The following is a 23,872-nucleotide window of genomic DNA, read 5'->3' as shown; positions in this document are numbered from 1 at the left end:
AATTTTTGGAGACCAATAATGAAACCAATTCTACCTGATTACAACAGCGCTGGTGTGCTCATCATCGGTGATGTCATGCTAGATCGTTACTGGTATGGCCCAACCGGACGTATTTCTCCTGAAGCGCCGGTTCCTGTTGTAAAAGTAGAAAACAATGAAGAGCGTCCTGGTGGTGCTGCGAACGTTGCGATGAACATCGCATCACTAGGTGGCCATGCTCACATTGTTGGTCTAACAGGGGAAGATGAGCCTGCAAAAGTGCTGACGGAGACGCTGAGCTCACTCAATGTGAAATGCGATTTCGTTGCACTGCCGGATTACCCAACGATTACGAAGCTTCGCGTAATGAGCCGTGGACAACAGCTTATTCGTCTCGACTTCGAAGATAAGTTTGAAAACACGGATTCTGCACCTGTGCTATCGCGTATGGATGCCGCTCTGCCAAACGTTAAAGCCGTGATTATGTCTGACTACGCAAAAGGCTCGTTAGAGCATGTTCAGGCATACATCCAAAAAGCGCGCGCAGCAAACATTCCAGTTTTCATTGACCCTAAAGGTGCGGATTTTGAACGCTACCGCGGAGCAACACTTTTAACACCAAACATGAAAGAGTTTGAAGATGTCGTTGGCAAAGTAAAATCAGACCAAGAGCTGGTTGAAAAAGCACTTCAGCTTGTTGAAGAGTTTGATTTTGAAGCGCTACTGGTTACGCGTAGTGAAAACGGCATGACGTTGATCCGCCGTGGTCAAGAGCCATTCCACCTTCCGACTCAAGCGAAAGAAGTGTACGACGTGACAGGGGCTGGTGATACGGTGATTTCTGTACTTGCAGCTTCAGTTGCGGCGGGTAAATCCTTCGAAGAAGCGTGTGCACTAGCGAATGCTGCGGCAGGCGTTGTTGTTGGTAAGCTTGGTACCTCGACCTTGTCTGAAATTGAACTAGCAGAAGCGGTACATGGCAGCCAAGACACGGATTACGGTGTGATTTCAGAAAAAGCGCTGATTGAAGCAGTGAAAAAAGCACGTGCACGTGGCGAGAAAGTCGTTATGACAAACGGCTGCTTTGATATTCTTCACGCTGGGCATGTTTCTTACCTCAATCACGCTGCAGAACTTGGTGATCGCCTGATTGTTGCGGTGAATACCGATGAATCAGTGAAGCGTCTTAAAGGGCCTGGTCGTCCTGTGAATCCAACCGATCGCCGCATGGCGGTATTGGCAGGTTTGGGCGCTGTGGATTGGGTTGTACCATTTAGTGAAGATACGCCGCAACGTTTGATCTCGGAAGTTCTGCCAAGCTTGCTAGTAAAAGGTGGTGACTACAAACCAGAAGAGATTGCTGGTGGTAAAGAAGTCATTGCTGCAGGTGGCGAAGTTCGTGTATTGAACTTTGAGGATGGGTGCTCAACCAGTGAAATCATCAATGCAATCAAAGGCGGTAAGGGCTAAGCCTACGATTTGTTGGCATTGAAACGCTATTTGTTTGTAAAAGGCCGCCAAGTGCGGCCTTTTTGATACTTGATGTTCTGAGATACTTTTCGTCTCTTAACTGCAAGCAATAAAAAACGCCAGCTGATAAATCAACTGGCGTTTTTATTTATTGAGAACTGAAGCATTCAGTCAGCAATTATTTTGCTGCTTTCAAACCTGCATCAACGTCTAAGATGTCTTGTTCGCTTAGCGTACCAACGGCTTGGCGTAGCTGAAGAACACTTAAGATGTAGTCGTAACGAGCGTTCGATAGGTTTTTATTCGCATCGTATAGACGACGAGTTGCGTCTAGCACGTCAACGATAGTACGAGTACCCACATCAAAACCTGCTTCTGTTGCTTCTAGTGCAGAGCGCGCAGAAATAACGGCTTGCTCATAAGCACGTAGTGCGCCGATAGAGGCGTTAATGTTGTTGTTTTGTGCGCGAACATCTTTTACTACGCTACGGTATTGTGCTTCAAGATCTTCACTTGCTGCCACGTACGCGTATTCAGCCTGTTTGGTTTGAGAGGTGACGTTACCACCCGTGTATAGCGGCACCGCAAGGTTCACACCGATATTGAAGTTGTCTGTGGTGTTGTCACGAGAGCTATGAGACGTATCACCGTAGTTGTAACCACCGTCTAGAGACAGCGTTGGTAGATGACCAGAACTTGCTAGTGAAATATTGTCACGTGCGATATCTTGAAGAATACGTGAAGATAGCAAGGTCAGGTTTTTGGTTTTTGCTTCGTCAATTAGTGATTCAGCAGGCACGGTCGATGGGCTAGCAGTGAAGCGGCGAGTGTCCAAGATGTTGAGATCTTTGTGTTCTTGACCGGTAATTTCACGTAATGACTCGTAGCTGTTAGTCAGTGCGTTTTCTGCTAACACTTCATCCGCCAGTACTTGGTCGTACTGAGCTTGCGCGTCGTGTACGTCAGTGATCGCAGATAAACCTACTTCAAAACGCTGTTTTGTTTGCTCTAGTTGACGACCCACTGCGGCTTTTTCTGCACGGACGAAAACAAGGTTGTCTTGTGCGCGTAGAACTTCAAAATACGCTTGTGAAACACGAAGAATTAGTGCTTGTTGAGTCGCAGCGTAAGTTGCGTCTGCTTGACGAGCACTTTTCTCAGCGGTATCTAGCGAGATCCAAGATGCGCGGTTGTAAAGTGCTTGTGAAAAGCTAACACCAGCGGTTAGAGCGTTGGCATCGTTTGATACGTCATTGACTAGATTTGAGTCGTATTCAGTATCGCCACGAGTTAAGTTGTAACCTGCTGTTAGGTTAATTTGTGGTAATAGAGCACTACGGCTTGAGGTGATTGCTTCGAAAGCTTGGTCACGTTGTGCTGCTACACTGAGCAATTGTGGATCATTTTGTTTTGCTAAGTCGTAGATTTCAGCCAAAGAGTCTGCGAACGCAGACGTACTCATGCTACCTAGCGCTGCACTGATAAATAGTGGAAGCAATTTTTTCATTTTCTATTCCCGCGGTCAATAGATTGGTTAATTCTCAGTAGTTTAACTCAATTTGCACGATATTTACTCTAAAGTTTGCACTTTTTTACATGTAATTATCCAGTTGTGCAATAAATTTTCACCAAAGACTTAAATTAATTTGTAACTATTGTACAAAAAGTTGAGCCAAGTCCTTTGAGCAAGCGAATAACAATGAGTAAACTACAAGATTCACTCAGAGAGGTGTCGAATGCAACAGTGTGACAAACAACAAAAGGATTTTACTTCGCAAGATGTAAAAGTCATCTCGAAAGAAACCTTATTTGAAGGCTTTTTCAAAATGGTGAAATATCGCTTTCAGCATAAGCTATTTGCTGGAGGTTGGAGCGAGGTTGTCGAACGAGAAATGTTCGAGCGTGGTCATGCTGCAGCGATGCTTCCTTATGATCCAAATACGGATCAAGTGGTTATCATTGAACAGATTCGAGTAGGAGCCTTAGAGCATCAACACCCATGGCAGCTAGAGATTGTCGCGGGTATGATTGACCGTGATGAATCAGCTGAAGCCGTCATTCGCCGAGAAGCTGTCGAAGAGGCGGGGATACAAGTGGGGCGTGTTGCGCCAGTCACCTCTTATTATCCTTCTGCTGGCGGTTGCTCGGAAAAGTTGGACGTATTTGTTGGTGAAGTGGACGCATCTAAAGCGCACGGCATTCATGGTTTAGACTATGAGAATGAAGATATTCGCGTACATGTTTTGAGTCGTGAGCAAGCATATCAATGGGTGAAAGACGGAAAATTTGAAAATGGTGCGTCGATTATTGCGTTGCAATGGTTGCAATTAAACCATCAAGAGTTGAAGTCACAGTGGGGGCAACCCCAAATGGTGGAGAGTAAGTAATGGCACAAGTGGCTGAAAAACAGAGGTATCATGTTGATTTAGCGGGTCTAATGAGAACCTATGAGACCAACTATGCTAAATTGAACGCCTTATTGCCTGCTTCTGCCGAAGTTGGGGATGTACGCTGCTATCAAGCGGCGAACATGGTTTACCAACTGACCGTGAATGAAATCACAAAATACACCACAGTTGTTGAGATATGTCAGAGTGATGAAACGCCAGTGTTTCCTTTACCGACGATGTCTGTCAGGCTTTATCACGATGCGAGAGTAGCCGAAGTATGCTCAAGCGGAGAGTTCTCTCGCATAAAAGCTAAGTATGATTATCCCAACGACCAACTGATGCAGAAAGATGAAAAGCATCAACTAAACACATTCCTCGGTGAATGGCTGACGTTTTGTTTACGAAGTGGTATCAGTAGAACACCACTTGCCTTCAATTGATCGTCACGTCACTAAAGGAAAATAACAAATAACGATATAGTGGACGAATCAGGTTTTCATTTTGCAATCATCTAGTGACAGCATCAAACTTTTACAAATTACGGATACTCATCTGTTTGCTGCCGATGAGGGAAGTTTGCTGAGCGTAAAAACGGCCGATAGCTTTAACGCTGTTGTTGCTGATGTTTTACGCCGCAACGTGACGTTTGATTACATCTTGGCGACAGGGGACATTTCCCAAGACCATAGTGCAGAATCTTACCAGCGCTTTGCCGAAGGCATTGAACCGCTAGAGAAAGACTGCTTTTGGTTGCCTGGTAATCATGACTACAAGCCCAATATGGGCAGTGTATTACCTTCGCAACAAATCAAAGCGGCAGAGCATGTATTGCTTGGCGCGCATTGGCAGTTGGTTCTTTTAGACTCGCAAGTTGTTGGCGTTCCCCACGGACGCTTGAGTGATCAGCAGTTAGCGTTACTCGAAGAAAAGTTAGCAGAACACCCAGAAAGGCACACACTTGTGTTGCTGCATCACCATCCATTATTAGTGGGAAGCGCGTGGCTTGATCAACATACCTTAAAAGATGCCGAAGCGTTCTGGCAGGTTGTCGATCGTTTTGATAACGTGAAAGGCATTCTCTGTGGACATGTTCATCAAGACATGAATGTGCTTCATAATGGTATTCGAGTGATGGCAACACCCTCGACGTGTGTTCAGTTTAAGCCTAACTCGGATGATTTTGCCCTCGATACGACTTCGCCTGGTTGGCGTGAACTGCAGCTGCATGCTTGTGGTGATATTACGACTGAAGTGGGCCGACTTCCTGATGGCCAGTTCCAACCAGACTTCTCTTCTAACGGATACTAACGCGCCCGAGCTCTATGTTCGGGCTCGCTTTTTTGTGCGAGATATCTATGAGTAAACCTTCACTTCTTCTGTATATCCATGGTTTTAACAGCTCCCCACTCTCAATGAAAGCCAATGTGATGAGAGCATACTGCGAGCAGCATCGTCCTGATATCAAAGTGATTGTTCCCCAATTACCTTGTTATCCTCAACAAGCGGCGAAATTGTTGTTGGATATCATCGAGCAATATAAAGACGACTATAACATTGGTCTGGTGGGCAGCTCATTAGGCGGCTTTATGTCAATGTGGCTAAATGACAAGTTTGGATTTAAAGCGGTTGTGGTCAACCCCGCGGTTAAGCCCTATGAGTTGTTAGTAGATTATTTGGGTGAGCAAACTAACCCTTATACGCACGAAACCTATACACTTGAAGCTTGTCATATTGACGAGTTAAAAGCTCTTGATGTACAAAGCATCGCGTCGCCACATTCTTTCTGGTTGTTACAGCAGACAGAAGATGAGGTTTTAGACTATCGACAAGCGGTAGATAAGTTTGCAGACGCTAAGCAAACAGTAGAACAAGGCGGTGATCACAGTTTTGTAGGCTTTGAGCGTTATCCTGCACAGATTATCGAATTTCTAGAACTGTAATTCGAAAGCGATTGGAAAAGGCTCATAGTTTTTATTGATATATCCAACCGTTTCTTGACATGGGCGGTATGCTTTCCGACTATGTTTTGCCAAAAGATCTTAAGGGTCGAGGACCCTGGCTACTTTGTTATGCATCATGTTTACAAGCACTTAGTGATGTGAACAGGGTGGCTTTTTCGTTTCCTGAGTATGGGTTCACCCATTGGTGATATTCAGGTAACAAGTAAACTTTGAGAATAATTCCGTATTATGACTGAACAATATAATGCTGGTGCCATTGAAGTACTGAATGGCTTAGAGCCAGTACGTCGCCGACCAGGGATGTATACGGATACAGCGCGCCCAAACCATTTGGGCCAAGAAGTTATCGACAATAGTGTCGATGAAGCGCTAGCCGGACATGCCTCAAAAGTACAAGTCATCCTACATGCCGACCAATCACTAGAAGTGATCGATGATGGTCGAGGCATGCCTGTTGATATCCACCCAGAAGAGAAAGTGTCAGGCGTAGAGTTAATCCTATGCAAGCTGCACGCAGGTGGTAAGTTCTCTAACAAAAACTACCAATTCTCTGGTGGTTTGCACGGGGTAGGTATTTCGGTAGTAAACGCGTTGTCAAAACGCGTTGAAGTAACCGTTCGTCGTGATGGTCAAGTGTATGAAATTGCATTTGAGCACGGTGATAAAGTCTCTGACCTGACCGTAACCGGCACGTGTGGTCGTCGCAATCGCGGTACCAGCGTGCATTTCTGGCCTGATGCGAAGTACTTCGATTCGGCGAACTTCTCTGTTACGCGCCTAGTCAATAATCTGCGCGCAAAAGCGGTTTTGTGTCCGGGTTTAGAAATTACATTAACCGACAAAGTTAATGGTAAAGACTATAAGTGGTACTACGAAGACGGTCTTAAAGACTATCTTGCGGAAGGCGTAAAAGGCTACCCAGTTATTCCTGAAGAACCATTTACTGGTGAGTTCTTGGCGGATACCGAAGCGGCAAACTGGGCGGTAATTTGGCAGCCAGAAGGTGGTGAGATGATCACCGAAAGCTACGTTAACCTGATCCCAACCGCTCAAGGTGGTACGCACGTTAATGGTCTACGCCAAGGCTTGTTAGAAGCGATGCGCGAATTCTGTGAGTTCCGTAATCTATTACCTCGTGGCGTGAAGCTAACGGGTGATGACGTTTTCGACCGCTGTTCTTACGTGTTGTCGGTTAAAATTCAAGACCCGCAATTTGCAGGCCAGACCAAAGAACGTCTGTCCTCTCGTCAAACCGCGGCATTTGTCTCTGGCGTAGTAAAAGATGCGTTCAGTCTTTGGTTGAACGAAAAGCCTCAGCTAGCAGAGCAATTGGCAGAAGTCTGTATCGCTAACGCGCACCGTCGTATGCGTGCAGCGAAAAAAGTCGTACGTAAGAAAGTGGCGTCCGGCCCGGCACTGCCAGGCAAGTTGACCGACTGTTCAGCACAGGACTTAAGTCGCACTGAAATCTTCTTTGTGGAGGGTGACTCTGCGGGTGGCTCGGCAAAACAGGCACGTGACCGTGAATTCCAAGCCGTGATGCCACTGCGTGGTAAGATCTTGAACACGTGGGAAGTCTCTGCCGATCAAGTTCTTGCGTCTCAAGAAGTACACGATATTTCAGTGGCCTTGGGGATTGATCCTGACAGCGATAACCTTGAGGGGTTGCGCTACGGTAAGATCTGTATCCTTGCCGATGCGGACTCGGATGGTCTTCACATCGCAACGCTGCTTTGTGCACTGTTCACTCGTCACTTCCGTGCACTGGTTGAAGCGGGTCATATCTATGTGGCGATGCCGCCTCTGTATCGAATCGACTGTGGTAAAGAAGTGTTTTACGCCCTCGATGACGATGAAAAAGATGGCATCTTAGAGCGCTTGTCGAAGAAGAAAGCAAAAATCAACGTGCAACGATTCAAAGGTCTGGGTGAGATGAACCCACTTCAGTTGCGTGAAACCACCATGGATCCGAACACGCGTCGCTTAGTGCAGCTAACCATTGACGACTCTACGGCGACCATGGAAATGATGGACATGCTGCTGGGCAAAAAGCGTGCAGATGACCGTCGTTCTTGGCTACAAAACAACGGCGACTTGGCAGAGGTGTAACGGATGTCTACAGAAATTACCTACGATGGCGTCGAACAGTTGCCAATGCGCAAGTTCACTGAAGACGCTTATCTGAACTACTCGATGTACGTCATCATGGACCGCGCCTTGCCATACATTGGTGATGGCTTAAAGCCGGTTCAACGACGCATCATTTATGCGATGTCAGAGCTTGGTCTCTCCGCATCAGCAAAATACAAAAAATCTGCACGTACCGTTGGTGACGTGTTAGGTAAATACCATCCGCACGGTGATTCAGCGTGTTACGAAGCGATGGTATTGATGGCTCAGCCATTCTCTTACCGCTATCCATTAGTGGATGGTCAAGGTAACTGGGGTGCGCCAGATGACCCGAAATCATTTGCGGCAATGCGTTATACCGAAGCAAAACTGTCTAAGTTTGCTGAAGTATTGCTAGGCGAACTGGGCCAGGGCACGGTTGAATGGCAACCTAACTTTGATGGCACAATGAAAGAGCCACAAATGTTGCCAGCACGTCTGCCTCATATCTTGCTTAACGGTGTAACCGGTATTGCGGTTGGTATGGCAACAGACATCCCACCGCATAACGTTCGTGAAATCGCAGATGCGACTATTCATTTGATCGACAACCCGAAAGCAGAACTGCCGGACGTGATGCAATATGTTAAAGGTCCGGATTACCCAACAGAAGCAGAAATCATCTCGCCGCAAGCGGATATTGAGAAGATTTACCGCAATGGTCGCGGCAGCATCAAGATGCGCGCGGTATGGCACAAAGAAGGTTCTGATATCGTTATCACCTCTCTGCCACACCAAGTATCGGGTGCAAAACTGCTTGAGCAAATCGCCAACCAGATGCGTGCGAAGAAGCTACCAATGGTTGACGATCTTCGTGACGAGTCGGATCACGAGAACCCAACGCGTATCGTTGTGGTACCTAAGTCAAACCGCGTCGATTGTGATTTGTTGATGAACCACTTGTTCGCATCAACGGATCTTGAGCGCAGCTACCGCGTTAACTTGAACATGATTGGTTTGGATAATCGTCCTCAAGTTAAAGGTCTGGTGCAAATTCTGTCAGAGTGGATTGAGTTCCGTCGCACGACCGTACGTCGTCGTCTACAACACCGCCTAGACAAAGTCATGGCTCGCTTACACATTTTGGAAGGTTTGTTGGTTGCTTACCTAAACCTAGATGAAGTGATTGAGATCATCCGTACCGAAGATGATCCTAAAGCGGTATTGATGGCACGCTTCGGTATTACCGATATCCAAGCGGATGCGATTCTAGACACCAAACTTCGTCATCTAGCCAAGCTAGAAGAGATGAAGATTCGTGGTGAGCAAGACGAGCTAGAGAAAGAGCGCGAGAAGCTAGAACAGCTACTCGGTTCTGAGCGCCGTCTAAACACACTACTGAAAAAAGAAATTAAAGCAGACGCAGAGAAATACGGTGATGACCGTCGATCTCCATTGGTTGAGCGTGCAGAGGCAAAAGCGCTCACTGAACGTGATCTTGTTCCAAGTGAACCAATCACGGTTGTGCTTTCTGAGAAAGGTTGGATTCGTCACGCGAAAGGCCATGACGTAGATGCAGAAGGCCTGAACTATAAGTCGGGTGATAAATACTTAGCGCACGCGCGAGGTAAGAGTAATCAGCCTGCGGTATTCCTAGGTAGTGACGGTCGAAGTTACTCTCTGGAATCGCACTCGCTGCCTTCTGCTCGTAGTCAAGGTGAGCCGATTACCGGTCGTTTGAATATTACGGCTGGTAGCAGTATTCGCCAAGTGATCATGAGTGAAGAAGATCAGCTGTGGCTGGTGGGCTCTGATGCAGGTTACGGCTTTGTATGTAAAGGCGCTGACTTGCTGTCTAAAAACCGCAGTGGTAAAGCGCTGGTCACTTTGCCGGCTAACTCTGAGGTCATGACGCCAAAAGCGATTGAAGATTTAGATTCTGATGAAATCTTAGCAATCACTAACCAAGGTCGCATGCTGCTGTTCCCAATCAAAGACCTGCCACAACTGGCGAAAGGTAAAGGGAATAAGATCATCAATATTCCTGCTGCTAAAGCAAAAGAGCGAGAAGAAGTACTATCTCACTTAATGTCTTTACCAAAAGGTGCATCGTTAACGCTGTACGCGGGTAAGCGAAAGTTGGGTCTTAAACCGTCTGACCTTGATAACTTCCGTGGCGAACGTGGTCGCCGAGGTGGGTTATTACCAAGAGGTTTGCAGCGAGTCACTCGCATTGAAGTTGAGCTGGATGATTCCGATACGACGGAAGCACCGAGCGATAGCGAGTAACGCACAAATAAAAAATCCCAGCCAATGGCTGGGATTTTTTATGCTTCTTGCTTGTCTTCGGCAATGGTGACTTTCAAGCTCATCTCTTTTCCTTTGCGAATGATGCCGACGTCCACGGTGGTGCCAGGACGTAAATCGGTGACGATATCCATGACGCTCTGACGCCCTTGCACTTTATTGCCATCAATACTGATAATGATGTCCTGCTTTTGGAAGCCTGCCGCATTGGCTGGACCATTTGGATCAATACCAAGCACGACAATACCACCTATGTGTTCATTTCCAAGTAGGCGAGCAGTGACCGCATTAATGTCTTGGCCGTCGATACCAATATAGCCACGAATCACGCGACCATCAGCGATGATTTTCTGCATGATCTTGCTGGCTAGTGGCGCAGGGATCGCAAAGGAAATACCGTAAGTTTCTAAATCAGTCGCTTGTTGGAAAGAGGCGGTATTGATGCCGACGAGCTCACCTTGTGTGTTCACTAGAGCACCGCCAGAGTTGCCCTCATTGATGGCGGCATCGGTTTGAATGAATGCTTGGCGACCGTCGCTAATCGATGAGCGTCCTGTTGCTGAAATAATGCCGAACGTTGTGGTTTGTCCAAGGTTGTATGGGTTACCGATGGCTAGGACCACATCACCCACTTGTGGCTTGTAATTCGAGTTCAGAGGAATAACAGGTAAATTTGAACCTTCGACACGCAGTACGGCAATGTCTGTGCGTTTATCCGTGCCAACTAGCTGAGCTGCCGCGGCTCTACCGTCTTGTAATGCGACAACAATTTGGTCTGCTTGAGCAACCACGTGGTAGTTGGTAATGATGTAGCCTTTCTCACTGACAATGACACCAGAACCCAGACCTTGAGTCGAGAGTTTACTGCGATCATTTTCAAGATATTTACGGCTGTAGATGTTTACTACGGCAGGTGCTGCTCTTCGCACCGCCTGATTAAATGTCAACTCAACGGATGCGATATTAACAGGTTGCGGATCTAGCGCGGCAGGAATTACGTTGTGGCGCAAAGATGGCACCGCCAGTAATACCACTGCGGCAGTAGCCAAGCCTAAAAAGACAGAACGTAATAAAAAGCTGAGCATATCCTCTCCATGCATGAGCGCCAAAATGGCATAGAAGATGAAGAATAGCATTACATTGAAAAATAACAAAAGGGCAGCACGGAATCGTGCTGCCCTTTTCATTAGCTATTGAGCGATAAGGAAAAGTATTCGAGGCTTATTACTCGGTGCTATGCATCGAAAACCTTATTTCCTATCACTTTGAAAGTGACTAACGAATAACAAGATAAATAGTACGTTCGCCACGCTGAATATTCAGAGCCAATACGCCTTTGTGTTTATCCACGATTGCACGAAGCTCAGCAAGGTTTTTCACGCGCTGACGGTTCACACCGATAATGATGTCACCTTGTTGTAATTGATATTGAGCAGCCGGAGAGTTATCTGCAACGCTTGATACTTTAACGCCTTGAATCGCATCACTTGGTGTCGTATTGCTTAATTCCGCACCCTTGAGCCCTTCGTGTAATGTTTCGGCTTTGGCTTTCATATTTGTAGATTCGCCAAGCGTTACATCAAAGGTTTTGTTCTTACCATCTCGAACCACACCTAATGTGATTTCTTTACCTGCGCCCAGCGTTGCCACTTTTGCGCGGAGCTCTGAGAAAGTATTAATCGCTTTGCCGTTTACCGATACAATTACATCACCGGCTTTCAATCCAGCTTTATCGGCTGCGCTGTCCGGTACGACTTGACCAATAAAGGCCCCTTTACTCGACTCGTAACCCAGTGCATCAGCTAGCTCAGAGGTTACTTCGCCACCTTGCACACCCAACATGCCGCGTTTGACTTCACCAAACTCTAGAATTTGCTCGGTGAGGTTTTTCATCATGTTTGATGGAATCGCAAAGCCAATCCCCACGTTACCGCCGTTAGGGCCTAAAATCGCAGTATTAATACCGATCAGCTCACCATTAAGGTTGACCAATGCACCACCAGAGTTACCGCTGTTAATTGCGGCATCGGTTTGGATGAAGTTTTCGAAGTTTTCAACGTTTAAGCCACTACGGCCTAACGCTGAGACGATGCCCGACGTCACGGTTTGACCGAGTCCAAATGGGTTACCAATCGCAACCGTAAAGTCACCTACGCGAAGTTTGTCGGAATCTGCGACTTTAATTTGCGTTAAGTTTTTCGCTTTTTCTAATTTAAGCAACGCAACATCGGCCATCTCATCTCCGCCAACGAGCGTAGCGTCATACTCGCGACCATCATAGAGGCGAACTCGAATCTCATCCGCGCCCTTGATTACGTGGTAGTTAGTGACGATATGCCCTTTTTTCGCATCAATAATGACACCAGAACCTAAACCTCTGAACGGGCGCTCACGCCTTTGCTCCATCGGAAAGTCCGGTCCAAAGAAGAATTGAAATTGTTCGGGAATACGGCTGGTTTGTACTTGTTTGCCTTCTACAGCAATACTCACAACAGCAGGGGTTACTTTCTCAAGCATGGGCGCCAAGCTAGGTAACTGTTGGCCATCCACATTTAAAGGTAATGCGGCGGTGGCTTGAACTGGCGCAATAATAGAGCCCAAACTCAGAGATAGAACGGTGAGCGCAAGCAGTGGTTTTTTCATCCAATAACTCCTCTTGAAACATGTCTGCCAAAAAGAAATATCCGAACGGTTAGTTCACTTTGTTAATAACTAATATAGGGCCTAGTTCGGATAATCAAAGGGGGAGGCAGTTCACATCCAAGTTAGAGCAAAGGTAAGGAGAAAAAGTTCAAAAAAGGGCCGATACAAATGTATCGGCCCTAATAGGTAGAGGTAAGAGAAGATTATGATGCTTTTGCGGTTACCGCTTCGGGAGCATTAATGATTTCTTTCTCTTGATCCTTTAAAAGACCCGTTGCGCCATTGGCGTAGTCTTTTGGCTGTTCATTAAACTCTGGTTGATCTTCTGCAATAGCTTCAGAAGACATTGCCGTTTTCTTATCAAACGGGTTGTCTTGCTCTGGCAAGTTTGGCAAAAGCTCAGAAGAGGTCTTAGCCATATGTTGGTACAGCTTGGTGTAATCTTTACCTAGTGTATCCAACATTTCTGCGGTTTGTGCAAAATGATCGACGAGCTCTTGACGTTGTTGCTCTAGTTCAAACTTGGCCGCTTCAAGTTCTTTCTGCACAGACTTTTGTTTCTTGTATTCAGGGGTGGTTAGTCTACTAATGACTACGCCTACGATTGTACCGACCAGCAAACCCACAATGGCATAAATCCAAGGCATAACTGCTCCTTATAGTTGTTTTAACAAGTCTTTTACTACTTAGTTACACGCGGTGCTAGTCCATGTTACTATGGCTTGAACAGCCGATAAAGAAAAATAGCAGTATGTCTTCGGGGACTGATAACTACTTCTCTCTATTCTCAAAGTTGACCCCGAGGTAACCCTTTTCCCAGTACCTCTATACGACTTAATACGATGACACCACTACAACAATATCAAAAAGACATAGCAGAACACGGGTTTCAGCGTGATGAAGCTCAGTATCAAGCGGTCGTTGCATTAGATAAGCTTTACCATGCTATCGTTGAATTTCAGTCAGCTCCTGTGCCCCAGCTTTCCAAATGGCAAAAGCTCATGGGGAAAAAAATCGACATGCCTGAACCCCCAAAAGGTCTTTACTTTTGGGGAGGAGTCGGACGCGGTAAAACGTACCTCATGGATGCGTTTTTTGATGCTTTACCAACCCAAAGAAAAATGCGCGTACACTTTCACCGTTTCATGTATCGAGTACATGATGAGTTGAAGCTGTTAGGTGATGTCGAAAATCCGCTAGCAAAAGTAGCGGATAAATTCAAAGAAGAAGCGGATGTGGTTTGCTTTGATGAATTTTTTGTCTCTGACATTACGGATGCGATGATCCTTGCAACGTTACTCCAAGAGATGTTCAAGCGACAGATGATCCTAGTCGCGACTTCAAACATCGAACCGCAGAACTTATATCGTAATGGCTTACAAAGAGCGCGCTTTTTGCCTGCAATTGATATGATTTTGGCACGCTGTGACGTGTTGAATGTTGATAGTGGCGTTGATTATCGCTTAAGAACGCTTGAACAGGCCGAAATATACCATTATCCACTTGATGAACAGGCCAACATTAACCTCAACAAGTATTATCAGCAGCTGACGGGCGAGCGTCAGATCGTCGCTCATCAAATCGAAGTTAATCACCGTAAGCTTGAGGTAGTTGAAGCGAGTGATGGGGTTCTGCATGCGTCTTTTGCTCAGTTATGCCAAACCGCTCGCAGTCAAAATGACTATATTGAGCTATCCCGAATTTATCACACGGTATTATTGGCGGACGTTCAACAGATGAACCGAAAAATAGATGACGCTGCGAGGCGTTTTATCGCACTGGTCGATGAGTTTTACGAGCGCAATGTGAAGTTGATTATTTCTGCTGAAGTACCAATGGAAGACTTATATACTGAGGGGCAGCTCGAGTTTGAATTTAAGCGCTGTTTGTCTCGGCTCACTGAGATGCAAAGTCATGAGTACCTCGCGCGTGAGCATTTGGCCTAAATCTAGTGGGTTCTTAAAAAGTGAAGAAAAAATTAGTGATTTGGCGCAAAAAAAGGTGATTTTTTCTTCGCTCTTCTCTATAATCCTGCGACCCACCGTTACTGCAGACCGGATTATCGAAGTTATTTCGAAATTGAAGGTCGAGAGTACCAACGACTCGAAGGGGTGATGACTGGGCTCTTAGACAGTGTGGGAGCACCAGAACGGTGTTCCTTAAAGTTTAAATTTTAATTAACGGGTTATTATTAGCATGAAAACTTTCGTTGCTAAACCAGAAACTGTAAAACGCGACTGGTACGTTGTAGACGCTGAAGGTAAAACTCTTGGTCGTCTAGCAAGTGAAATTGCATCTCGCCTACGTGGCAAACATAAAGCTGAATACACTCCTCACGTTGACGCTGGTGACTACATCATCGTTATCAACGCTGAGAAAGTTGCTGTAACTGGTAACAAAGCTAAGAACAAAGTGTACTACCGTCACTCTGAGTTCCCAGGTGGTCTAAAATCTATCACTTTTGAAAAGTTGATCGATCGTAAACCTGAGATGGTTCTTGAGCTTGCAGTTAAAGGCATGCTTCCACGTGGTCCTCTAGGCCGTGCTATGTACCGTAAGCTTAAAGTTTACGCAGGCGCTGAGCACAACCATGTTGCTCAACAACCACAAGTACTAGACATCTAATTGGGGATTTCGAAAATGGCAGAGAATCAATACTACGGCACTGGCCGTCGCAAAAGCTCAGCTGCACGTGTTTTTATTAAACCAGGCAGCGGCAACATTGTAGTAAACAAGCGTAACCTTGACGAATACTTCGGTCGTCCAACAGCTCGCATGGTTGTACAACAACCTCTAGAACTTGTTGAACTAACTGAAAAGCTAGACCTTTACGTAACAGTTAAAGGCGGCGGTATTTCTGGTCAAGCTGGTGCTATCCGTCACGGTATCACTCGCGCGCTTATGGAATACGATGAGTCTCTACGTCCTGCTCTACGCGCAGCTGGCTACGTTACTCGTGACGCTCGTTGCGTTGAACGTAAGAAAGTTGGTCTACGTAAAGCACGTCGTCGTCCACAGTTCTCTAAGCGTTAATTTCCTCTTATTGGAAATTCTGCTTTTCAGAGTTACTCTGGAAACTGTGTACCAAAAGCTCGGCTCTATGCCGGGCTTTTTTGTTTTTAAAGAAATAATACCTGCCTATCAATATCCATTTGTATTCACTTATAACTAGGCTCAGAGTAAGGCTTCTTCCTTACCATACGTTATAAGCTTATTTATCTGCTGTGGGTGCCTTTACGTCTTAATATCCCTGCAACATGTTTTAAAATGCCTACTCGTCTTTTTTGCGTATGCGGCGTGCTACAAAAGTGAAAATACAAACAACGTAAGTTGAATGCGCACTAAGAAATATTTTGCTGTGTAATTAACTGAAAACTACCAAGATAAAAGGTTTGAATAGCTTTCAGCAGAACTTCCATATTGTGCTTTCTTGTTACAAATCACATCAATTTTTTATAATTCTGCCGCTTTTGTGACGACGCGAGCGATTTGCCTCACAAATGTTACAAAAAGGTAGCTTTATCTTGTCAAAAAGTAGGGTTTTCTTTATCATTTCCCTCCAATAAATAGAACTAAATTCATTATTTGTTAGCCATGCTCTTATAAGCGGAATAATAACGATCCAAAGGGAGCAAATGGGAGAATGTTTGGATGAGCAACGCGCCTTTAAATAACGGTCGCAGGCGTTTTCTAACCGCTACAACGGCAGTTGTTGGTGGGTTAGGGGCAGTCGCCGTCGCCGTGCCTTTTATCAAATCATGGAATCCGAGTGCTAAAGCCAAAGCGGCAGGTGCACCGGTGGAAGTGGATATAAGTAAAATTGAACCAGGTCAGCTGGTTCGTGTCGAGTGGCAGGGGAAACCTGTATGGATTGTTCGCCGCACTCAAAGCGTTCTAGATAACTTAAAAACGATCGGCGATAAGCTTCGTGATCCGCAATCTGAAATGGAACAGCAGCCTGAGTACGCTCAGAATGAGTTTCGTTCGATTAAGGAAGAGTTTTTTGTCGCTGTTGGTTTCTGTACTCACCTAGGTTGTTCACCAACCTATCTACCAGACTCTTTCTCAGAGCAGGTCCAGGGCGTAAGATCTGGCTTCTTCTGTCCTTGTCATGGTTCTAAGTTCGATATGGCTGGTCGAGTGTTCCAAGGGGTACCTGCTCCATTGAACCTTGTCGTTCCTAAGCACATGTATTTGAGCGACACCAAGCTCATTGTGGGTGTTGATGAGGGGGATGCATAATGCAAGCAATGTTAGACTGGGTTGAAAAGCGTATTCCTGCAATGAATGCTTATAAAAAGCATTTGTCTGAATACCCAATGCCTAAGAACTTCAACTTTTGGTACCTTTTCGGTTCTCTGGCGATGCTGGTTCTGGTTAACCAAATCCTAACGGGTATTTGGCTAACGATGAACTACGTTCCTTCTGGTGACGGTGCGTTTGCTTCTATCGAGTACATCATGCGTGATGTAGAGTACGGTTGGCTTCTACGTTACATGCACTCAACTGGCGCATCTGCTTTTTTCGTTGTTGTGTACTTGCACATGTTCCGTGGCTTGATCTACGGCTCATACCAAAAACCTCGTGAACTACTGTGGATCTTCGGTATGTTGATCTTCCTCGTTCTAATGGCTGAAGCATTCATGGGTTACCTACTGCCATGGGGTCAGATGTCATACTGGGGTGCGCAGGTAATCATTTCTTTGTTTGGTGCGATTCCTGTTATCGGTGATGACCTAACGCTTTGGATCCGTGGTGACTACATCATCTCTGGTGCAACGTTAAACCGTTTCTTCGCACTACACGTTATTGCACTGCCTATCGTTCTGCTTCTTCTTGTGGTTCTGCACGTATTGGCGCTGCACGAAGTCGGCTCAAACAACCCTGATGGTATTGAAACTAAGCTACCAAAAGGTTCAATGGGCGATGATTACAAGACACAGTTCAAGTTCCACGATTACTACACGAAGAAATACGACATTATCGACTCTATTCCTTTCCACCCATACGGTACGGTTAAGGACTTAGTTGGTGTGGCTGGTTTCTTGTTCTTCTTCTGTTACGTGCTGTTCTTTAACCCAGAAATGGGAGGATACTTCCTTGAACCGCCTAACTTTGAAGCGGCCAACCCACTGAAGACACCAGAGCACATTGCTCCTGTATGGTACTTCACGCCGTTTTACGCAATCTTACGTGCGGTTCCAGACAAACTATTAGGTGTTATCCTAATGGGTGCTTCAATTGCAGTGCTGTTTGTTCTACCTTGGTTGGATCGTTGTAAAGTTCGTTCATACCGTTACCGTAGCAAACTTCATCTGTTGAATATTGTACAGTTCACTATCGCCTTTATCGCTCTGGGTATTTTAGGTGCGTTACCTGCAACACCAACGTACACACTACTATCTCAGATCTTTAGCTTGTGTTACTTCATGTTCTTTGTGTTGCTGTTCTTCTACAGCAAAAATGAAGCAACCAAACCATTACCAGAGAGGGTGACATTCAAATGAAGAAGTGGATTGTAATTCTATTTGCTATGTTGCCATCACTAGCGATGGCAGCGGGGGCTAACGTTCCGCTTGATAAAGCGAATGTTGACCTAACGGATAAAGCTTCGCTACAAAACGGTGCGAAGTTGTTCATGAACTACTGTTTTGCTTGTCACTCAACGCAGTATCAGCGTTATGAGCGTGTAGCAACAGACTTGGAAATTCCAACAGACTTAATGAAAGAAAACCTGATTTTCAATCCTGAAGCGAAAATCGGTGATCTAATGGTCAACGCAATGCCACCGAAGCAAGCGGCAAACTGGTTTGGTGCTCCACCACCAGATCTTACGTTGGTTGCACGAGTTCGTGGTGCTGATTGGTTATACACTTACTTACGCTCTTTCTATGTTGATCCATCTCGTCCATTCGGCGTGAACAACATTGTCTTCCCGAGTGTTGGTATGCCACATGTGCTCGAAGAGCTACAAGGTATCCCGACGCCGATTTACGATACGAAAATCGTAGATGGCGAAGAAGTACAAGTTGTTGTTGGTACTGAAACAGACGGTACGGGTGAGCTGAGCGAAGGCGAATACGACAAAGCGGTTGGTGACCTAGTGAACTTCTTGGTTTATTCAGGTGACCCAGTGCAACTTGAGCGTCATGCTTTAGGTTGGTGGGTAATGGGCTTCTTAGTGCTTCTAACCATCGTTGTCGTGATGCTCAAGAAAGAGTATTGGCGCGATGTGCATTAATTGTGCTAAAATACCGTGCTAATTCCCAATTTTAATTGATGTACAATGGAGGCTTAGCCTCCATTGTTTTTATTTGTAAGTGTACTGGAGGGCTCCATGGCTGTAGCTGCCAATAAACGTTCTGTGATGACTCTTTTCTCAAGTGCATCAGATTTGTATAGCCATCAGGTTCGCATTGTACTAGCTGAAAAAGGCGTAAGTGTTGAAGTTGAGCTTGTTGACGAAGCAAACCTTCCTGCTGAGCTTGTTGAGCTAAACCCATATAAATCAGTGCCAACTCTTGTTGACCGTGAGCTAGCTCTTTACGATTCAAAAATCATCATGGAGTACTTGGACGAGCGTTTCCCTCATCCACCTCTAATGCCGGTTTACCCTGTTGCTCGTGGCAACAGCCGCTTGATGATGTACCGTATCGAACGCAACTGGTATTCACTCGCTGAAAAAGTGATGAAAGGTAATGCGGAAGAATCAGAAAAAGCACGCACAAAGCTGCGTAATGATCTTCTAACATTAGCGCCAATTTTTGCTGAATATGAGTACTTCATGAGCGAAGAATTCAGCTTGATCGACTGTTACCTAGCTCCATTATTGTGGCGTCTGCCTCAACTTGGTATCGATCTGGTTGGCCCTGGTTCAAAAGAAATCAAGGTGTACATGAACCGCGTATTTGAACGTGATTCGTTCCTTGCTTCTTTAACTGAAGCTGAACGTGAAATGCGCCTAGTTCGCTAAGCGATTTTAAACACGTTATGGATATTGCAAAAATGACTGCTCGCCGTCCGTATATGCTTCGTGCATTTTACGATTGGCTAGTAGACAATGACTTGACTCCTCACTTGGTGGTGGATGCAACGATGCCGGGCGTACGTGTACCGGTTGAGTTTATTCAAGATGGTCAAATTATTTTGAATATTGCACCACGTGCGGTGGGTAATCTTGAGTTAGGTAATGATGCGATTACCTTCCATGCTCGCTTTAGCGGCCGTCCACACTCAGTAATTGTGCCTGTGTATGCTGTCCAAGCTATTTATGCGCGTGAGAATGGTGCTGGTACTATGTTTGAACCAGAAGAAGCGTACACTCACATCGAAGAAGAAGCGATGACCGAGGAAGAATCATCCCCATCGTTTACAACGGTTAGCGATGAGCCTTCTGAGTTAGCCTCTGATTCGGATGCCGAAGAGGACGATGCTCCTCGACCAAAAGGCAAACCAAGCTTAAGAGTGATTAAATAATAAAAAAGCAGCGTAACGCTGCTTTTTTTCTTTTTAGTGTCTTGACGTGTTTTCAAGTGATGTTTCGCAATTACTCAATCGTAAATGCTTCGACGTTGGCTTCATTTTCCGCGTTTGTCTCACTTTCTATTGTTTGTACACCGTCACTCGGTAAGTCCACTTCAACAGGTTCCATTTCGCCATATTGGAACCCTTTAATGACTTGTTTTACGCCAGAGATATTACGCGCGATTTCTGTCGCTCGCTCGCCTTGCTCTGGTGTGACATAACCAAACAGAAAAACGTCGCCGTCTTCAGTGATCACTTTAACCTTAACGCCATTGAGTTCAGAGTCGGTCAGCAAGGCTGATTTTACTTTGGTTGTGATCCAACTGTCGTTGCTAATTTGAGTGACAGTGAGTGGCTCTTTTTGTTTGATTTGATTGTGTATGACTTTCACACCACTAACTTCTCGAGCTCTTCGCTCCAAAGCATGGATAAGGTCTTGCGTTGGAGCCTGACCCATAAGAACAACCGTACCGTTATAAGAGCTGGCAACCACACGAACTTCACCTTTAAACGGCGCCTTGTTACCGATCGCTGCAACTTCGAATTCGATGTTGTTGTCCTGCCAAATTTGTTTTGTACTGCGTGTGTCCGTGACAATATTTGCTGTGGTTGCAGCGCCAGCGATAAACAAGCCAGCACAACCACTTAAACTCAATGCTGTTAATAAGATAACAAAGCTACGTATCATAATTCTGACCCTCAGTCTTGGTTACTCTTCATGAGCAGGGAAAAGCACCTGGTCAATAAGATCACAAAGACAATGGAGTGTCACCATATGTACTTCGTGAATACGTGCAGTGCGGTGTGATGGAATGCGAATTTCGACGTCGTTCTCACCAAGCAGTCCTGCCATCTCACCGCCATCTTTTCCTGTTAGCGCGATAATCGTCATGTCTCGAGTTACGGCCGCTTCCATCGCTTTGATAATATTTTTGCTGTTACCGCTAGTCGACATGGCAAGCAGAATGTCGCCTGGCTGGCCAAACGCTCGCACCTGTTTTGAGAAAATTTCCTGGTAGTGGTAGTCGTTTGCAACAGCGGTCAGGGTTGTATTATCGGCTGTTAAGGCCATTGCAGGTAGGCTAGGGCGCTCAGTTTCAAAACGGTTTAAAAGACAAGAAACAAATTGTTGAGCGTTTGAAGCACTGCCGCCATTACCACAACATAAAATTTTGTTGCCATTGAGCAAGCTTGAGACCATCGCTTGGGCCGCGTGAGTAATGGCATCGGGCAGCGCCTCTGCTGCTGCGATTTGAATTTGAATACTTTCTGTAAAGCTGTCTTTAATGCTGTCTAGCATCGCTTATCCTTCAGAGATTGCGTTTTCTATCCAGTTGATATCTCGCCCATTGTCATGAATAGCGATGACATCAAACCGATAATCGATATTGTGTTTTAAGCGCTTTTGTTGGCTAAGCCAAACTTGTGCAGTTTTGATTAGCTTGCGCATTTTTGCGTGCGTTACCATTTCTGCTGCTGAGCCAAAGTGATCATTCTTACGATATTTGACTTCAACAAACACGATAGTTTCACCTTGTTGGAAGATTAAATCAATCTCACCGACCTTGGTCAGGAAATTTTGTTCAATAAAGCGCAAACCCTGGCGTTGCAAATAGTGCTTCGCCAGAGCTTCATATTGATTTCCGATTTGGCGCTTACTAAAGAGCCCCACGCTCAGCCCAGCTCAATTCACGCTGTACAACACAGTTGTTGTCGATACTTAAAATACCGGTTTGGCCACCGACTGAGTAACCAGGAACGACCTTCATTTGTGGAAGTTCACCGATCAATTTATATGCATCCATACCGAGTGCTTTCAAACGTTTTTCCATGTTAGATTGCTCTGACCAAAGCTCGTTCATTTCAGCGGTCACGCTAGGATCTGGGTCAATCAGCAATGGAATGTCGCTGTAGATGATGCCTGTTAGATCTTCGTATGTCGCGCCGCCACTGTTGCTACGCGAACTAGAGAAGATTTGTGGTGCTTTCGCATCAGGGTTAATCGCTACTTCGATAAACGGCTTGATCAAAGTCAGCTCAGTGCTTCTAGCTACGATATAAACCGCATCAACATCACGACGGCTACGTGGCTGTGTTTCAAGCTTAATTCGCATTAATGATTGCATCTGGGCGATACGCTGCTTGCTCTCTTGCAGGCCAAATACTTCATTGATGTCTTTTTGAAGTTGGCGCTTGTCACCAAAGTAACTTGCTGCGACTTTGTTAGAGCTGTACTTTCGCCATTCTTTGTTGAAAGCCTCAGTTACACGCTCTCCAAAGCTGCCTTTTGGTGCAAGAATAAGAGGGAAGTTGTAGCCTTCGCTGAACAAGTGTTTTGCAGCTTGTGCGGCTTCTTGTTCCGGTGATAATGCCAAGTAGCAAATATTGCTATCTGGTTGCACATCCTCGGGGATATTTAGCGCAAGGGCTGGAATGGTAGGGCCATTTGCTGAGCCATCCATGGTTGTGTGCAACAACTCCACGTTCTCTTTTTCTAGAGGGCCAACAACAAAATCGATGTTTTTATTGATCAAGCGTTGTTTAATTTGGTCAGCGTTATACGCATTGGTGTCAATCACCGTAAGTGTTGCACTAGGATCTCGATTACGATCATTCATCATCGCAAACACAAAACCATCACGAATTAATTGCGCTTGTGGCGAGAACTTACCCGTCAGCGGCAGCAATAAAGCAGTATTGTTTGGCTTCACGATATCAAGAGAGAGAATGTTTTGAATCTCTTCTGGTGTATAGATAGCAGCAGGGTGCGAAGGGTTTTCGCTTAACCAGCGCTCTAGCGTATTTTTAAGTTGGGACAGGTTGCCCGATAGCGTTTTTGCATAAACAGCTAGCTGAAGCCAGCCGTCTAGAACATCCTCATTCGGCTCTGTTTCTAATGAGGTGAGTTCATATTCTGAGTAGCTGCCAAAGTTCATCCAAATACGGCTAGAGATTTCCCTCTGCTCTGCTGACGAGGCGTATTGACCAAATGCAACCAGCTGGCGGTTTGCTTCAAACGCTTGGTTAAGGCCTTGATAAGCGTCGGCACGCATCAAGTAATAGTCTTTCCATTGCTCGTTTGGCAATTTCCACCAAGGTTTAAAGTTTAACAATTGCAGCAACTGCGAGTAATTACCTTGCTTTTGCTGTATGGTCGCACGCGCCAGTTGCCACTCCGCTTGCTGAACTTCGGTCAACTGTTGTCGAGCCAGACGTTTGATCAACAGTTCTGCTTGATCAAACTGGTTCGCTTGAATAGCGGCTTTGGTTGCCATGATCAACCAGTCATTTCGTAAACTGCCTTCCGTGCTATCAGCTTGGATCATATAGTTCTGAACAGACTGAGTAGGCTCAAGTGTTACATCAACGCCATCAGGCTGTCTTGGACCTGAAGAACAGGCGGCGAGCGTAATTGCTAGTGCAACAGGAGTAAGTATGCGTGGTACACTGAGTCTCTTATGGTTAATCATTGCCGTGAGTTCTCTATAA

General features: G+C 45.7%; 23 protein-coding genes. 15 read left to right on the top strand and 8 right to left on the bottom strand.

Features of this window, described 5'->3' with window-relative positions; genetic code table 11:
• Positions 1-18: 18 nt before the first annotated feature.
• The gene (gene hldE, locus VEA_RS14990) at positions 19-1,449 is read left to right on the top strand and encodes a bifunctional D-glycero-beta-D-manno-heptose-7-phosphate kinase/D-glycero-beta-D-manno-heptose 1-phosphate adenylyltransferase HldE (RefSeq protein WP_012842166.1); all 1,431 of its coding nucleotides are present in this window, start codon (positions 19-21) and stop codon (positions 1,447-1,449) included.
• A 178-nt stretch (positions 1,450-1,627) separates the two neighbouring features.
• Here hldE and tolC read toward each other — a convergent pair whose 3' ends face one another.
• Positions 1,628-2,956: an outer membrane channel protein TolC gene (tolC, locus tag VEA_RS14985; protein ID WP_012842165.1), complete on the bottom strand. Its 1,329-nt coding sequence runs from the start codon at positions 2,954-2,956 to the stop codon at positions 1,628-1,630.
• A 229-nt stretch (positions 2,957-3,185) separates the two neighbouring features.
• On the opposite strand from tolC, the gene nudF reads away from it, so the two are divergent.
• The 6 genes from nudF to parC all read left to right on the top strand — a co-directional run bounded on the left by nudF (position 3,186) and on the right by parC (position 10,198).
• Positions 3,186-3,836, top strand: a complete 651-nt coding sequence (gene nudF, locus VEA_RS14980; protein WP_012842164.1) for an ADP-ribose diphosphatase — start codon at positions 3,186-3,188, stop codon at positions 3,834-3,836.
• On the top strand, positions 3,836-4,279 hold the full coding sequence (locus VEA_RS14975) for a DUF1249 family protein (protein ID WP_005395930.1): 444 nt from the start codon (positions 3,836-3,838) through the stop codon (positions 4,277-4,279). The genes nudF and VEA_RS14975 overlap by 1 nt, the downstream gene beginning before the upstream one ends.
• Positions 4,280-4,340: 61 nt before the next feature.
• Positions 4,341-5,147 carry a 3',5'-cyclic-AMP phosphodiesterase gene (gene cpdA / locus VEA_RS14970; protein WP_012842163.1) on the top strand — a complete coding sequence of 269 codons (807 nt, stop codon included), beginning with the start codon at positions 4,341-4,343 and terminating at the stop codon, positions 5,145-5,147.
• Positions 5,148-5,194: 47 nt separating this feature from the next.
• On the top strand, positions 5,195-5,779 hold the full coding sequence (gene yqiA / locus VEA_RS14965; protein ID WP_012842162.1) for an esterase YqiA: 585 nt from the start codon (positions 5,195-5,197) through the stop codon (positions 5,777-5,779).
• Positions 5,780-6,028: 249 nt separating this feature from the next.
• A complete protein-coding gene (parE, locus tag VEA_RS14960; protein WP_006743361.1) occupies positions 6,029-7,909 on the top strand; it encodes a DNA topoisomerase IV subunit B in 1,881 nt (626 codons plus the stop codon).
• Positions 7,910-7,912: 3 nt separating this feature from the next.
• A complete protein-coding gene (gene parC, locus VEA_RS14955) occupies positions 7,913-10,198 on the top strand; it encodes a DNA topoisomerase IV subunit A (RefSeq protein ID WP_006743360.1) in 2,286 nt (761 codons plus the stop codon).
• A 38-nt stretch (positions 10,199-10,236) separates the two neighbouring features.
• Here the strand turns inward: parC and degS are convergent, their stop codons facing one another.
• The 3 genes from degS to zapG form a co-directional block, all read right to left on the bottom strand.
• Positions 10,237-11,301: an outer membrane-stress sensor serine endopeptidase DegS gene (gene degS / locus VEA_RS14950; RefSeq protein WP_012842160.1), complete on the bottom strand. Its 1,065-nt coding sequence runs from the start codon at positions 11,299-11,301 to the stop codon at positions 10,237-10,239.
• A 190-nt stretch (positions 11,302-11,491) separates the two neighbouring features.
• Entirely contained in the window at positions 11,492-12,859 is a 1,368-nt protein-coding gene (locus VEA_RS14945; protein ID WP_005395920.1) for a Do family serine endopeptidase, read from the bottom strand.
• A gap of 203 nt (positions 12,860-13,062) precedes the next feature.
• Positions 13,063-13,506 (bottom strand): Z-ring associated protein ZapG, encoded by a 444-nt coding sequence (gene zapG / locus VEA_RS14940; protein ID WP_005395919.1) that lies wholly within the window; start codon positions 13,504-13,506, stop codon positions 13,063-13,065.
• A 195-nt stretch (positions 13,507-13,701) separates the two neighbouring features.
• Between zapG and zapE the strand changes: the two genes are divergently transcribed.
• From zapE to sspB, 8 genes are all read left to right on the top strand, one after another.
• Positions 13,702-14,805 carry a cell division protein ZapE gene (gene zapE / locus VEA_RS14935; protein WP_012842159.1) on the top strand — a complete coding sequence of 368 codons (1,104 nt, stop codon included), beginning with the start codon at positions 13,702-13,704 and terminating at the stop codon, positions 14,803-14,805.
• Between the two features lie 250 nt (positions 14,806-15,055).
• Complete coding sequence (gene rplM, locus VEA_RS14930) at positions 15,056-15,484, top strand: 50S ribosomal protein L13 (RefSeq protein WP_012842158.1); 429 nt, start codon at positions 15,056-15,058, stop codon at positions 15,482-15,484.
• 15 nt (positions 15,485-15,499) lie between these two features.
• Positions 15,500-15,892, top strand: coding sequence for a 30S ribosomal protein S9 (gene rpsI, locus VEA_RS14925; RefSeq protein WP_005372876.1), 393 nt, complete (start codon positions 15,500-15,502; stop codon positions 15,890-15,892).
• A gap of 618 nt (positions 15,893-16,510) precedes the next feature.
• Complete coding sequence (petA, locus tag VEA_RS14920; RefSeq protein WP_005396462.1) at positions 16,511-17,101, top strand: ubiquinol-cytochrome c reductase iron-sulfur subunit; 591 nt, start codon at positions 16,511-16,513, stop codon at positions 17,099-17,101.
• Positions 17,101-18,366, top strand: coding sequence for a cytochrome b (locus tag VEA_RS14915; RefSeq protein WP_005372880.1), 1,266 nt, complete (start codon positions 17,101-17,103; stop codon positions 18,364-18,366). The genes petA and VEA_RS14915 overlap by 1 nt, the downstream gene beginning before the upstream one ends.
• Complete coding sequence (locus VEA_RS14910) at positions 18,363-19,100, top strand: cytochrome c1 (RefSeq protein WP_005372881.1); 738 nt, start codon at positions 18,363-18,365, stop codon at positions 19,098-19,100. Before VEA_RS14915 ends, VEA_RS14910 begins: the two co-directional genes overlap by 4 nt.
• A 96-nt stretch (positions 19,101-19,196) precedes the next feature.
• Positions 19,197-19,832: a stringent starvation protein SspA gene (sspA, locus tag VEA_RS14905; protein WP_005372897.1), complete on the top strand. Its 636-nt coding sequence runs from the start codon at positions 19,197-19,199 to the stop codon at positions 19,830-19,832.
• A gap of 17 nt (positions 19,833-19,849) precedes the next feature.
• Positions 19,850-20,335 carry a ClpXP protease specificity-enhancing factor gene (sspB, locus tag VEA_RS14900; protein ID WP_031780550.1) on the top strand — a complete coding sequence of 162 codons (486 nt, stop codon included), beginning with the start codon at positions 19,850-19,852 and terminating at the stop codon, positions 20,333-20,335.
• Positions 20,336-20,405: 70 nt separating this feature from the next.
• Here sspB and VEA_RS14895 read toward each other — a convergent pair whose 3' ends face one another.
• The 4 genes from VEA_RS14895 to VEA_RS14880 are packed head-to-tail and all read right to left on the bottom strand — an operon-like array spanning position 20,406 to position 23,853.
• Positions 20,406-21,071, bottom strand: coding sequence for a BON domain-containing protein (locus tag VEA_RS14895; protein WP_012842157.1), 666 nt, complete (start codon positions 21,069-21,071; stop codon positions 20,406-20,408).
• Positions 21,072-21,092: 21 nt separating this feature from the next.
• Positions 21,093-21,683, bottom strand: a complete 591-nt coding sequence (locus tag VEA_RS14890) for a phosphoheptose isomerase (protein ID WP_005372901.1) — start codon at positions 21,681-21,683, stop codon at positions 21,093-21,095.
• Positions 21,684-21,686: 3 nt separating this feature from the next.
• Entirely contained in the window at positions 21,687-22,055 is a 369-nt protein-coding gene (locus VEA_RS14885) for a YraN family protein (protein WP_012842156.1), read from the bottom strand.
• Complete coding sequence (locus VEA_RS14880) at positions 22,042-23,853, bottom strand: penicillin-binding protein activator (RefSeq protein ID WP_006743240.1); 1,812 nt, start codon at positions 23,851-23,853, stop codon at positions 22,042-22,044. Before VEA_RS14880 ends, VEA_RS14885 begins: the two co-directional genes overlap by 14 nt.
• Positions 23,854-23,872 lie beyond the last annotated feature (19 nt).

It is taken from the genome of Vibrio antiquarius (genome assembly GCF_000024825.1).
GTDB classification, from domain to species: Bacteria; Pseudomonadota; Gammaproteobacteria; order Enterobacterales; family Vibrionaceae; genus Vibrio; species Vibrio diabolicus.
The sequence above is the reverse complement of the archived record's forward strand: the minus strand, read 5'-3'. Positions and strand labels throughout refer to the sequence as shown.

What these genes read in the sequence shown, in the direction of transcription:
- VEA_RS14975 (WP_005395930.1), top strand. Translation starts at nt 3,836, where the DNA reads ATGGCACAAGTGGCTGAAAAACAGAGGTATCATGTTGATTTAGCGGGT.
- VEA_RS14890 (WP_005372901.1), bottom strand. Translation starts at nt 21,683, where the DNA reads ATGCTAGACAGCATTAAAGACAGCTTTACAGAAAGTATTCAAATTCAA.
- yqiA (WP_012842162.1), top strand. Translation starts at nt 5,195, where the DNA reads ATGAGTAAACCTTCACTTCTTCTGTATATCCATGGTTTTAACAGCTCC.
- VEA_RS14915 (WP_005372880.1), top strand. Translation starts at nt 17,101, where the DNA reads ATGCAAGCAATGTTAGACTGGGTTGAAAAGCGTATTCCTGCAATGAAT.
- parC (WP_006743360.1), top strand. Translation starts at nt 7,913, where the DNA reads ATGTCTACAGAAATTACCTACGATGGCGTCGAACAGTTGCCAATGCGC.
- rplM (WP_012842158.1), top strand. Translation starts at nt 15,056, where the DNA reads ATGAAAACTTTCGTTGCTAAACCAGAAACTGTAAAACGCGACTGGTAC.
- nudF (WP_012842164.1), top strand. Translation starts at nt 3,186, where the DNA reads ATGCAACAGTGTGACAAACAACAAAAGGATTTTACTTCGCAAGATGTA.
- zapE (WP_012842159.1), top strand. Translation starts at nt 13,702, where the DNA reads ATGACACCACTACAACAATATCAAAAAGACATAGCAGAACACGGGTTT.
- petA (WP_005396462.1), top strand. Translation starts at nt 16,511, where the DNA reads ATGAGCAACGCGCCTTTAAATAACGGTCGCAGGCGTTTTCTAACCGCT.
- parE (WP_006743361.1), top strand. Translation starts at nt 6,029, where the DNA reads ATGACTGAACAATATAATGCTGGTGCCATTGAAGTACTGAATGGCTTA.
- sspA (WP_005372897.1), top strand. Translation starts at nt 19,197, where the DNA reads ATGGCTGTAGCTGCCAATAAACGTTCTGTGATGACTCTTTTCTCAAGT.
- VEA_RS14880 (WP_006743240.1), bottom strand. Translation starts at nt 23,853, where the DNA reads ATGATTAACCATAAGAGACTCAGTGTACCACGCATACTTACTCCTGTT.
- degS (WP_012842160.1), bottom strand. Translation starts at nt 11,301, where the DNA reads ATGCTCAGCTTTTTATTACGTTCTGTCTTTTTAGGCTTGGCTACTGCC.
- zapG (WP_005395919.1), bottom strand. Translation starts at nt 13,506, where the DNA reads ATGCCTTGGATTTATGCCATTGTGGGTTTGCTGGTCGGTACAATCGTA.
- VEA_RS14895 (WP_012842157.1), bottom strand. Translation starts at nt 21,071, where the DNA reads ATGATACGTAGCTTTGTTATCTTATTAACAGCATTGAGTTTAAGTGGT.
- VEA_RS14945 (WP_005395920.1), bottom strand. Translation starts at nt 12,859, where the DNA reads ATGAAAAAACCACTGCTTGCGCTCACCGTTCTATCTCTGAGTTTGGGC.
- sspB (WP_031780550.1), top strand. Translation starts at nt 19,850, where the DNA reads ATGGATATTGCAAAAATGACTGCTCGCCGTCCGTATATGCTTCGTGCA.
- VEA_RS14910 (WP_005372881.1), top strand. Translation starts at nt 18,363, where the DNA reads ATGAAGAAGTGGATTGTAATTCTATTTGCTATGTTGCCATCACTAGCG.
- rpsI (WP_005372876.1), top strand. Translation starts at nt 15,500, where the DNA reads ATGGCAGAGAATCAATACTACGGCACTGGCCGTCGCAAAAGCTCAGCT.
- hldE (WP_012842166.1), top strand. Translation starts at nt 19, where the DNA reads ATGAAACCAATTCTACCTGATTACAACAGCGCTGGTGTGCTCATCATC.
- tolC (WP_012842165.1), bottom strand. Translation starts at nt 2,956, where the DNA reads ATGAAAAAATTGCTTCCACTATTTATCAGTGCAGCGCTAGGTAGCATG.